This is a genomic window from Aurantibacter sp. (genome assembly GCF_039941195.1).
In the GTDB taxonomy this organism is placed as follows: Bacteria; Bacteroidota; Bacteroidia; order Flavobacteriales; family Flavobacteriaceae; genus Aurantibacter_A.
Window position 1 is genome coordinate 19,633 of the sequence record NZ_JBDVFA010000098.1, and the last position, 11,634, is coordinate 31,266.

At 35.2% G+C, this 11,634-nt stretch carries 9 protein-coding genes; 1 reads left to right on the plus strand and 8 read right to left on the minus strand.

Going from position 1 to position 11,634, the window contains the following annotated elements; all coding sequences use genetic code 11:
- Positions 1-5 precede the first annotated feature (5 nt).
- Positions 6-719, minus strand: a complete 714-nt coding sequence (locus ABJF52_RS16550) for an SDR family oxidoreductase (protein ID WP_348152784.1) — start codon at positions 717-719, stop codon at positions 6-8.
- Between the two features lie 127 nt (positions 720-846).
- On the opposite strand from ABJF52_RS16550, the gene ABJF52_RS16555 reads away from it, so the two are divergent.
- On the plus strand, positions 847-1,725 hold the full coding sequence (locus ABJF52_RS16555) for a GNAT family N-acetyltransferase (protein WP_348152787.1): 879 nt from the start codon (positions 847-849) through the stop codon (positions 1,723-1,725).
- A 6-nt stretch (positions 1,726-1,731) separates the two neighbouring features.
- On the opposite strand, the gene ABJF52_RS16560 is transcribed toward ABJF52_RS16555, so the two are convergent.
- The 7 genes from ABJF52_RS16560 to ABJF52_RS16590 form a co-directional block, all read right to left on the minus strand.
- Complete coding sequence (locus ABJF52_RS16560; protein ID WP_348152790.1) at positions 1,732-5,184, minus strand: pyruvate carboxylase; 3,453 nt, start codon at positions 5,182-5,184, stop codon at positions 1,732-1,734.
- A gap of 26 nt (positions 5,185-5,210) precedes the next feature.
- The gene (locus ABJF52_RS16565) at positions 5,211-6,365 is read right to left on the minus strand and encodes an alpha-hydroxy acid oxidase (protein ID WP_348152792.1); all 1,155 of its coding nucleotides are present in this window, start codon (positions 6,363-6,365) and stop codon (positions 5,211-5,213) included.
- Between the two features lie 66 nt (positions 6,366-6,431).
- Positions 6,432-7,763: an L-fucose:H+ symporter permease gene (gene fucP, locus ABJF52_RS16570; protein WP_348152795.1), complete on the minus strand. Its 1,332-nt coding sequence runs from the start codon at positions 7,761-7,763 to the stop codon at positions 6,432-6,434.
- 9 nt (positions 7,764-7,772) lie between these two features.
- Positions 7,773-8,552 (minus strand): SDR family oxidoreductase, encoded by a 780-nt coding sequence (locus ABJF52_RS16575; RefSeq protein ID WP_348152798.1) that lies wholly within the window; start codon positions 8,550-8,552, stop codon positions 7,773-7,775.
- Between the two features lie 16 nt (positions 8,553-8,568).
- On the minus strand, positions 8,569-9,423 hold the full coding sequence (locus ABJF52_RS16580) for a fumarylacetoacetate hydrolase family protein (protein WP_348152801.1): 855 nt from the start codon (positions 9,421-9,423) through the stop codon (positions 8,569-8,571).
- 47 nt (positions 9,424-9,470) lie between these two features.
- Positions 9,471-10,247, minus strand: a complete 777-nt coding sequence (locus tag ABJF52_RS16585) for an SDR family oxidoreductase (RefSeq protein WP_348152804.1) — start codon at positions 10,245-10,247, stop codon at positions 9,471-9,473.
- The gene (locus tag ABJF52_RS16590; protein WP_348152807.1) at positions 10,237-11,580 is read right to left on the minus strand and encodes an L-fuconate dehydratase; all 1,344 of its coding nucleotides are present in this window, start codon (positions 11,578-11,580) and stop codon (positions 10,237-10,239) included. The genes ABJF52_RS16585 and ABJF52_RS16590 overlap by 11 nt, the downstream gene beginning before the upstream one ends.
- Positions 11,581-11,634 lie beyond the last annotated feature (54 nt).

Sequence of the window (11,634 nt, forward strand, 5' to 3'; positions counted from 1 at the left end):
AAGCTCTATTTTTTATCAGGTCTTGTAGGCCTAACTTCAATTTTACTAGGCAAAGTTCTTGGATGCATTTTTAATAAATCTAATACCAATTTTCCTATATCTTCAGGCTGAATTTTCCAAGCATCTTTTTCATCAGGTTCGTTATTGTTAAAATTGGAAGCTACAGAGCCTGGCATAATTGTGGAGACCTTTATATCATATTTTCTAAGATCAAGCATTACTGCTTGTGTAAAACCTACTACTCCAAACTTAGTTGCATTGTAGCCTGCACCGGCTGCAAAGAAATTAGTTCCAGCCAAACTAGCTAAAGTCATATAATACCCTTTAGAATGTTTTAATGCCTCAACAGAGGCTTTTAAGGTGTAAAATACCCCGGTTAAGTTTGTATCAATCATATTGTTCCAAAACTCTATAGACATCTCGTCTACAGGCATAAAATGACCCACACCGGCATTTGCAAGAACAACATCAAGCTGACCCCATTTCTCAATTATGGCAGCAACAGCAGTCTTTTCATCATCAAGATTACTAACATCGGAAGCTAGTGCTAAAACAGTATCAGAATCACCAAGGTAATCAGCCGCCTGTTGTACTGTTTTTAAGGTACGTCCACTAATAGCCACCTTCATTCCGGCAGCAATTAATTTTTGTGCTACTCCGTATCCTATTCCTTTAGAACCTCCTGTTATATAAGCTACTTTATTCTTTAAATCCTGCATAACATATTTTTTTTACAAATTACCACTACAATTACACTTGCTAAAATCGCTGTCGTTATTTTTTTCTTAAAAGCCAAATATCTAACTAATCCTAATCTTTATAATAAATGGTATTTTAGTCTTCTATATGTCAAATTCTTTACAAAAAAATGAGATTACTATACGACCAATGCTCATTGAGGATATGGACAGCATCATGCAATTAAAAAATGCCGAACAGTGGAATCAAACTGAATTGGATTGGAGCTTATTGATTAATCTAAATCCTAAACATTGCTTTGTTGCCTGCTACAAAAATAAAATCCTAGGCACAGTAACCGCAATGATATATGGGAATAAGTTAGCTTGGATAGGCATGATGCTTGTTTCAAAAGACTATCGCGGTTTAGGCATAGGTAAGTTATTGATGAATACGATTATTGAAAGTCTGAAATCTATTACATCTATAAAACTTGACGCCACTCTAGCCGGAATACCCGTTTATAAAAAATTAGGTTTTAAAACAACACAAGAGGTTTTAAGAATGACATCAACTTTGTTATTAAGTTTAAAAGAAGCTCCATTATACGACACCACACTACAACCAATTACAAAAAATAACATAAACGAGATAGCTGAATTTGACAAAAAAGCTTACGGTGTAAACCGCCTTGCCCTATTCATGCAATTATTAAAACAAGAAAACACTAACAATTGGTGTCTGAGAAAAAAAGGTGAAATTACAGGTTTTATTTTAGGTCGCAACGGAAGCAAATATTATCAAATTGGTCCATTAATCGCCCAATCTACATCTGACAGTAAAATTTTACTTGGTAAAACACTAATCAATCTTTCAGGAAAACCAATTTTAGTAGATGTGTTTCAGGAAGAAACCGAATTTGTAGAATGGCTCATAACTATTGGTTTTGAAATACAACGGAGCTTTACGAGAATGTATTTAAAAAGCAACATAAATCACACTTCTCAAAAAACACAGTACTTAATTGCTGGTCCCGAATTAAGTTAATCTAACTTATCTCAACACCACAACTAAATCTTCAGAATTTACTAATGAGCCTCCTTCCAATAATACCTTATCTACAATACCATCAGTAATAGCTACAACCGTACTTTCCATTTTCATAGCTTCTATTACAAACAATGGCTGATTCTTTTTAACCTCCTGTCCTTTCTTTACTAACACATTAGACAACAAACCTTGTAACGGTGAACCAACATGTTTTGTATTAGAACTATCAGCTTTTTGATTCTCTACTTTGCTCACTTTTACAGTAGTATCTTTAATAAGCACATTTCTTATTTGCCCATTAATTTTAAAGAAGATACTCACGTTTCCATCAAGGTCAGGCTCACCTCTTTGCATTAAAGAAATCAAAACATTTTTACCACGATCTAATTCTACCATTATTTCTTCACCTACTTCCATTCCATAAAAGAAATTCTTGGTAGGAATATTCATCACATTACCATACTTAACGTGGTTGTTATAAGCATTCGTGAAGACCTTTGGATACAACTTATAAGATAAAAAATCTGTTATCTCTAAATCACGACCCATTCCTTTTTTAAATTTTCTTTTAAAAGCTTTAAACTCCTTATCAAAATCTATTGAATCAAGATGAGCGTTTGGCCTATTCGTAAAAGGCTTTTCACCTTTTAAAACTAACTTCTGAATCTTTTTCGGAAAGCCTCCAACAGGCTGACCTAATTCACCTCTAAAAAAACTTTTAACAGATTCTGGAAATGAAATTTCATCACCACGCTCCATTACTTCTTCAATAGTTAGGTCATTACTAATCATATATTGAGCCATATCACCAACCACTTTTGAACTTGGTGTAACTTTTACAATATCGCCAAACAGTTTATTGACCTCACCATACATTTTAGTAACCTGGTTAAACTTATCTTCTAAGCCAAGTGCAATAGCCTGACCTTTTAAATTAGAATATTGTCCGCCAGGTATTTCATGATTATATACATCACCTGTACCTGATTTTAATCCAGATTCAAAAGTGTAATAATATTTACGAACAGTTTCCCAGTAGTTAGAATATTCTGCCAACTTTTCCGTATTCATTTCATTTTCACGCTTATGAAAGCGTAACATTTCGAGTACAGAATTAAAATTAGGTTGTGATGTAAGGCCAGAAAGTCCACCCAATGCAACATCAACCACATCTACTCCCGCATCAATTGCTCTTAAATATGTTGCAGTTTGTACGGAAGAAGTATCATGTGTATGTAAATGAATAGGAATATTAATTTCAGATTTCAACTCTTTAATTAAAGTAAAGGCAGCATCAGGTTTAAGTAGGCCTGCCATATCTTTAACACCCAAAATATGCGCTCCAGCATTTTCAATGTCTTTAGCTAACTGCATATAATATTTTAAATCATATTTAGTCTTAGAAGGATTTAAAATATCTCCAGTATAGCAAATAGAACCTTCTGCTAAACCACCTGTTCTTTTTCTAACATGCTCTATACACGGAGCAATAGACTTCATCCAATTTAAAGAATCGAAAATTCGAAAAACATCAACACCAGTATTCCATGATTCTTCTACAAATTTTTCAATTAGATTATCAGGATATGCTGTATAACCAACACCATTTGAACCTCTAATTAACATCTGCAATAGTACATTTGGCATGGCTTTTCGCAATAAAGCTAAGCGCTCCCAAGGATTTTCTTGTAAAAATCGGAGACAAACATCAAAAGTTGCACCGCCCCAAACTTCCATAGAAAAAATCTCAGGATGATTTTTACTGTAGCCTTCAGCCACTTTTAGCATATCATTCGTTCGCATTCTTGTTGCCAAAAGGCTCTGATGCGCATCGCGCATAGTGGTGTCTGTGAAATGAATCTTTTTCTCTTTCTTCAACCATTGCGAAAATTTATCTGGTCCAAGTTCCGTTAACAAATCCTTGGTACCTTTTGGGTAATTATCCATTTTTGGAACTGAAGGAACTATAGGTTTAGAAAATACAAGTGTTGGGTCTATTTTCTTTACATCTGGGTTTCCATTAACAATCGTATCTCCTAAAAATTGAATTAATTTATTTGCTCTATTTCTTGGTTCTACAAATTCAAAAAGTTTAGGCTCATTTTTTATAAAATTCACGGTCACCTTACCTTCTCTAAAAGTAGGATGTTTTAATATATTATCTAAAAAGGCCATGTTTGTATTCACACCACGAATACGAAATTCTGCCAAAGCCCTACGCATTTTTCTACAAGACCCATCTAATGTTCGGCTTCTTGCCGACACCTTTACTAGCATAGAATCGAAGAATGGAGAAATCGAAACACCCTGGTATATACTACCTGCATCCAAGCGTATTCCAAAGCCCGAGGCACTTCTATAGGTAGTTACTACACCATAATCTGGTTTAAAATCATTTGCAGGGTCTTCAGTTGTAATTCTACACTGCAATGCTAAACCAGTAATTTGAACAGCATCTTGGTTGGCTATTTTAATTTGCTGATCCGATAATTTATAACCACCAGCAATAAATAACTGCGCTTTTATCAAATCTATATTAGTAATCATTTCGGTAACCGTATGTTCAACTTGAACACGTGGATTCACCTCTATGAAATAAATACTGCCGTCATCATCAACCAAAAATTCAACCGTACCAATATTATTATAGTTAACCGCTTTACAAATGGCTATAGCATATTGGTAGAGCTTATCTTTAGTTTCTTGGGGCAAACCCAATGAAGGCGCAAATTCAATTACTTTTTGATATCGGCGTTGTACCGAACAATCCCTTTCATACAAATGCACCATGTTGCCATGGGTATCTGCCATAATTTGTATCTCAATATGTTTGGGATTTTCAACGAATTTTTCAAGGAATACAGTGTCATCACCAAAAGCATTTAAAGATTCTCTTCTAGCTTCAGGAAATCCTTTTCGCAACTCTTCCTCAGTTCGTATAACACGCATTCCACGTCCACCTCCACCAGAAGCTGCTTTTAGCATTACAGGATATCCTATTTTTTTTGCTTCGGATACAGCAATTTTAATATTTACTAAATCTTTATCACTACTTAAAATAACTGGAATATCGTTGGCAACAGCAACTTCTTTAGCGGTTATTTTATCTCCCAAGGCCTTAAGCACAGAAACCTTAGGGCCGACAAAAATTATTCCGTTTGCTTCACATTCCGCAGCAAACTTTGCATTTTCAGATAGAAAACCGTACCCGGGATGTATGGCATCCACGTTATTTTCTTTTGCTACTTTTATAATAGCGTCAATATCTAAATATGGTTTTAAGGGCTCGTTATCTGCTCCTATTTGATAGCATTCATCGGCTTTATATCTATGTAAAGAATATCGATCTTCATATGTATATATACCAACTGTTCTTACCCCAATTTCAACACAAGCTCTAAATATTCGTATGGCAATTTCTCCTCTATTCGCTACAAGAACTTTTTTAATTTCCATACTTCTATTTCTGTTTAGATATTATTTTATTTAATCAAATGATGCGGAAAATCTTTAACTTCTTCGCAACATATTTGCTCCATTACTTGTTGAAGTTCAGTTTTTAATAGTGAAATAGTATGGTTTCCGCCTTCATTTCCTAATGCGGCAACCCCGTACATAAATGATCTTCCCATAAACGTAAACTTTGCTCCACTCGCTAAAGTACGTGCAACATCCGGACCTGATCTTAGACCACTATCCATCATTACGGTCATTTTATCCCCATATTTCTCAGCAATTCTAGTTAAAGGTTTTATGGTTGATTCTCCAGCATCGAGTTGTCTACCTCCATGGTTAGAAACAATTACACCATCAATTCCTAAATTTAATGCTTTTTCTGCATCTGCCTCATTAGCAACTCCTTTCAAAACCAATTTACCTTTCCACATATCGCGAATTGGCTTAATTTTTTCTTCATTCAATCTTCCGGAAAAGGTGGCATCCATAAATTTACCCAATTGTTTAAGATCTAAACCTTTTGGCATGTATGGTTTTAGGGTTTCAAAATTTGGCTGCCCATGAATAAGTGTTTTCATCGCCCATTCAGGTTTTCCTAAAATTTGAAGAATATTTTTTACAGACATTTTAGGTGGCATCGCTAAGCCATTTCTAATATCTCTTGGTCTAAATCCAAAAGTCGGTACATCACACAAGATAACCAATACTGGACATTCAGCAGCTGCAGCTCGCTTTATAATATCATCTCGTAATCTATTCTCTGTAGGATGATATAATTGAAACCATGCCTGCCCTTCTGTAAGTTCTGAAATACGTTCAATACTACTTGTAGAAACTGTACTTAGCACAAATGGAATATTATGATTGAAAGCCGCTTTCGCTAATATTTCAGGTGCATTTGGCCACATTAATCCTTGTAATCCAACTGGGGCAATGCCGAATGGGGCGTCGTAGGTATGTCCAAATAATTCTGTTTTAAGTTCAGAACCAGTATGCTTACTTAAGTAATAAGGTAACAATTCTACTTCTCGTATTTCAGAAGTGTTCTTATGCAAGTTTACATCTTCATTACAACCACCGTCTAAATATTCAAAGGCAAACTTTGGAATCTTACGTTTAGCTTTATTTCGTAAATCTGTAACTGACGGATAGCTGTTGTTTATTTTTATTCCTTCTGGCATGGTAATTCAATTAGTAACTAATGATGATATTTTATTGATATGAATATTTAAAACTAGAAAGTATAGCTACTCAATTTTAAAGACTTTGTAAGCACGGTAACCATAAAAGGCAACAACCATAAAACAAACAAGCGGAAGTATAAATGAAAAATTTACTTCTGGTACGCCCATAATTTTCACGTCATCATAAGCACTTCCTCCAATATCCATAATTAAACCTTGTAAAACAGGCATAAAAGCCCCCCCAACAATGGCCATTACTAAAAATGCAGATGCAGGTTTTGCATCGTCTCCTAAACCGGTTAATGCTATTCCGTAAATAGTTGGAAACATTAAGGACATACAAAATGAAACCATTACCAAAGAATACAAACCACCGATACCTTGAATAAAAATAGTACCCAAACAGAAGATAACAGCTAACATTGCTAAAAGCATTAATAATTTACCGGATTGAATAAATTTCATTAAATAAGTAAACAAGAATCTACTTACTAAAAATATTACTAGGGCTGCATAAGCATAGTTTACGGCTTCTTGATTACTAATTCCTAAATTCTCAGCATACTGATAAATATAAGTCCAACACATTATTTGCGCGCCTACGTAAAATAATTGAGCGATTACACCTCCTACAAAACGCTCTTTTTTGAAGATTCTCTGTATAGCATCCCACATACTAGAATTTGGCTCTTCTAAATCTTCTTTTTTAACCTCGGGCATTTTCACAAAAGCAATCACGATGAACATGAAAATTACAAATAGGCCCAAGGCAACATATGGGTTCCGAATAACCAAAAGATCGGAAGTTTTAATTGCCGCTTTAGCTGTCTCAGATAAAGTATCATAAACACTATTTCCAGCTGCATCTAAATCGTCTGATTGTAGAGCTCCTAAAATAAAAACTTGTGCAACAAACAAACCAGACAATGCACCTAAAGGATTAAAAGCTTGAGCAAGATTCAGTCTTTGAGTAGCAGTTTCTTTAGCACCCATTGACAAAATAAAAGGGTTTGCTGTGGTTTCTAAAAAAGCTAGGCCAAATGTTAGAATATAAAGCGCCAATAAAAAGAATAGGTAATTTTCCATTGCTGCTGCTGGGTAAAATAACAGGGCACCTACCGCATACAAAACAAGACCTACTAAAATACCTACTTTATAGGAATACTTTTTCACAACAAAAGCAGCTGGCAAAGCCATAGTAAAATAACCACCATAAAAAGCAGCTTGCACCCAGGACGCTTGAGTATTATTTAATTCTAGTATTTTTTTAAAAGCGGATACCATTGGATTGGTTATATCATTAGCAAAACCCCAAAGGGCAAACAATGAAGTTATCAACACAAAGGGCACTAATAGTTTTTTAGAAACTATAGGAATTCTTTCAGCGTTTTTCATTTTTAAATTTTAAAGTGCTCTATCTAAATGTGTATATCCACCATCAACATAAACTAATTGACCAGTGGTGTGACTTGAAGCTTCTGACAATAAAAAGGCAACAGAATTTCCTATTTCACGTGCAGTCGTCATTCTGTTTTCTAATGGAATTTTTTCGGTTATACCTTTTAACTTTTTCTCAGGTTCGTCAAAAGTTTTAATCCATCTTTCATATAGCGGCGTAAAACATTCGGCAACCATTACGGCGTTTACACGAATACTATATGGAAGTAACTCCACCGCCCATTCTCTTGTTAAAGCATTTCGCCCACCGTTAGCGGCAGCATATCCTGAAGTTCCACCTTGACCGGTAACTGACGTTTTGGAACCAATATTTACGATAGCACCTTTACTTTTTTTAAGTTCGGGTAAGGCATGATGCGCCATTAAATAATAGTGAACTAAGTTTTTTTGAAGAGAAGACATAAAATCTTCATAATTACCATTTTCTAAACTAACCCCATCATTTACTCCTGCATTATTTACAAGTCCGTCTATTTTACCAAAACGCTCAACGGCACTTTTAATAGCATTTTCACATTGTTTGGGATCCGTGAGCTCAGCAAAAGCAAAAGCCACTGTTGCACCAGATGCTTCTAGGTCTTCGGCAGCTTTAATAATAGTTGGTTGATTTCTGCCTATGATAAAGATAATTGCTCCTTCCGCAGCAAGTACCTCACAAATACCGAAACCAATGCCTTTTGACCCTCCAGTAACAACAATGACCTTATCCTTTAACTTTAAATCCATTTATTTTTTTCTAATTTTATTGGTAAGCTTTAATATCTTGTTTTGAACTACCTAATCCTTCGATTCCCAATTCTACAACATCGCCAGCCTTTAAATATTTATTTGGGCTAAAACCAAAACCAACTCCAGAAGGCGTACCTGTTGAAATAATATCACCTGGTAATAAAGTCATATACTGACTAATATAACTCACTACTTGTTCTATATTAAAAATAAAATCAGAGGTGTTACTATCTTGAAGTTTCTCACCGTTTAATGATAGCCAAAGATCCAAATTGTTTGGGTCTTTAATTTCATCAGATGTAGCTATAAAAGGCCCTAATGGAGCGAAAGTATCACAACCTTTCCCCTTACACCATTGACCTTCCTTTTCAATTTGAAAAGCACGCTCGCTATAATCGTTATGTAAAACATATCCTGCAATATGGTCATAGGCATCTGCTTCTGATACATAAGATGCTTTTTTACCGATTACAATGGCTAGTTCCACTTCCCAGTCAGTTTTTTCACTATTCTTTGGAATGATTACATCATCATTTGGACCAACAATTGCAGAAGTAGCTTTAAAGAATAATACGGGTTCTTTAGGAATTGTCATACCACTTTCTGCAGCATGTTTAGCATAATTTAACCCAACACATACTATTTTCGAAGGTCTCACCAAAGGCGACCCTAATCTTTCGCCTTCAGCAACTACAGGGCAACTATCTAGGTTACTTTGCAACCATTTCTCTAACCGCTCTATTCCATCTCCACCAAAGAAGTTTTCATCAAAATCTTGACCAAATGCTGAAACATCTATACGTGATCCGTTATCTAATTGAACTCCTGGTTTTTCACCACCTACTTTACCAAATCTTATTAATTTCATTTAATCTTACTTAATATATTATAAATTTAATTTTATCACCTTTTAACCTATGAGCCGTTGAGGGTTGTAAAACCTCCATCTATTGAAAAATTAGTTCCTGTGATAAATGAGGCTTCATCGGAACATAAATATAAGGCCATATTTGCAATCTCCTCTGGTTTTCCCATACGACCTATAGGTTGAGTTTTCGAAAGCTTTTCGAACATCTCTTTTTCTTTTCCAGGATAATTCTTTTTAATAAAGCCATCTACAAACGGTGTGTGAACTCTACCAGGAGAAATACAATTACAGCGAATACCATAATTCAAATAATCTTTTGCTACTGAGTAGGTCATTGTTAATACTGCTCCCTTTGTCATAGAATAAGCAAATCGGTCATTTATTCCAACAGAAGAAGCTATTGATGCCATGTTTATTATAACACCACCTTTATCTTTTAAACTACTAATACCAGCATGCATACAATTATAAACACCCTTAATATTTACCTCGTATAAACGATCTAAATCTTCTTCATTAGTATTTTCCAAATTGCCAATATGTGCTATTCCGGCGTTGTTTATTAGAATATCTATTGGGCCTTCAACCATAATAGACTCAAAGGCTTTTTTTACCTCGCCACCCTTGGCAACATTACAACTATAGACATTGGCTTTACCACCAATGTTCTCAATAGACTTTATTGTATCTACCGCACTAGAAGCCTGTAACTCAAGAATATGTACGATAGCGCCTTGCGCTGCAAGTGCTATACAGATTGCTTGACCAATACCACTACCTCCACCTGTTACTACAGCACTTTTATTTTCTAAACTAAATTTCATTTGCAACTGAATTCATTATGTTTAATTCTTCTTTCCAAAAACTCCCATTAGGAAACCTAAATTCTGCAATAGATTCTGGCTTCATAGTTATACTATAACCCGCCATTTCTGGTGGCGTATATGCTCCATTTTTTATAACTACCGGGTCATAAAAATGTTCATGTAAATGATCTACAAATTCAATAATTCTATTTTCAAGTGAACCGCTTATTGCAATATAATCAATCATAGAGAGATGTTGCACATATTCACAAAGTCCAACTCCACCGGCATGTGGACATACAGGAATTTTAAATTTAGCTGCCATTAATAAAATGGCCAAAATTTCATTTACACCACCTACTCTACAACTATCAATTTGGCAAATTCCAATAGCTTCCGCTTGCAACAACTGCTTGAACATCACCCTATTTTGACAATGCTCACCAGTAGCCACTTTAATTGGGGAAACTGCCTTTGCTATTTTAGCATGACCTAAAATATCATCGGGACTAGTTGGTTCTTCTATCCAATATGGATTGAACTTTTTAAGTTCAGCCATATTATCGATAGCCTCATCAACATCCCATTTTTGGTTAGCATCCATCATAAGTCTTAAATCTGGACCTATTTCTTCACGAATGATAGCAGCTCTTCGCATATCATCTTTTAAATCTGAACCTACTTTAATTTTCATATGATCAAAACCAGCAGCTTTTGCTTCTTGACATAAGCGTCTCATTTTCTCATCAGAATATCCTAACCAACCTGCAGAAGTTGTATAAGCAGGATATCCATTTTCTATTAAATGATTAACTCTATCTTGTTTAGTAGCTGCTTTTCCCTTAAGCATTTCGAGCGCTTCATCAGGAGTAATAGCATCTGTTATATAGGTGAAATCAACACATTTTACCAGATCTTCAGGTGACATGTCTGCCAGTAATTTCCATAAAGGTTTACCTTCAGCTTTAGCATATAAATCCCATACTGCATTCACCACCGCCCCAGTCGCTAAATGAATTACACCTTTTTCGGGGCCCAACCAACGTAACTGGCTATCACCAGTAATCATTTTCCAAAAAGCACCCATATTCGTTGTAAAACTTTCAAGCGTTTTACCCACGATTAATGGAGCTAATGAATTTATTGCTGCTGCACATAATTCATTTCCTCTTCCAATTGTAAATGTAAGCCCATGCCCTTCTATGCCTGCTTCTGAATCTGTTTTAAGAATAACATAAGCAGCAGAATAATCTGGATCGGGGTTCATAGCATCTGAGCCATCCAAAGATTTGCTGGTCGGAAAACGCACATCTTCTATTACTACTTCTGTTATTGTAATTGGTTTTGTCATGAATTTAGTTTTAAAGCAAACGTAATATTTCAAACTAGGGCTAACCACTATTTT

What these genes read in the sequence shown, in the direction of transcription:
- ABJF52_RS16550 (WP_348152784.1), bottom strand. Translation starts at nt 719, where the DNA reads ATGCAGGATTTAAAGAATAAAGTAGCTTATATAACAGGAGGTTCTAAA.
- ABJF52_RS16555 (WP_348152787.1), top strand. Translation starts at nt 847, where the DNA reads ATGTCAAATTCTTTACAAAAAAATGAGATTACTATACGACCAATGCTC.
- ABJF52_RS16560 (WP_348152790.1), bottom strand. Translation starts at nt 5,184, where the DNA reads ATGGAAATTAAAAAAGTTCTTGTAGCGAATAGAGGAGAAATTGCCATA.
- ABJF52_RS16565 (WP_348152792.1), bottom strand. Translation starts at nt 6,365, where the DNA reads ATGCCAGAAGGAATAAAAATAAACAACAGCTATCCGTCAGTTACAGAT.
- fucP (WP_348152795.1), bottom strand. Translation starts at nt 7,763, where the DNA reads ATGAAAAACGCTGAAAGAATTCCTATAGTTTCTAAAAAACTATTAGTG.
- ABJF52_RS16575 (WP_348152798.1), bottom strand. Translation starts at nt 8,552, where the DNA reads ATGGATTTAAAGTTAAAGGATAAGGTCATTGTTGTTACTGGAGGGTCA.
- ABJF52_RS16580 (WP_348152801.1), bottom strand. Translation starts at nt 9,423, where the DNA reads ATGAAATTAATAAGATTTGGTAAAGTAGGTGGTGAAAAACCAGGAGTT.
- ABJF52_RS16585 (WP_348152804.1), bottom strand. Translation starts at nt 10,247, where the DNA reads ATGAAATTTAGTTTAGAAAATAAAAGTGCTGTAGTAACAGGTGGAGGT.
- ABJF52_RS16590 (WP_348152807.1), bottom strand. Translation starts at nt 11,580, where the DNA reads ATGACAAAACCAATTACAATAACAGAAGTAGTAATAGAAGATGTGCGT.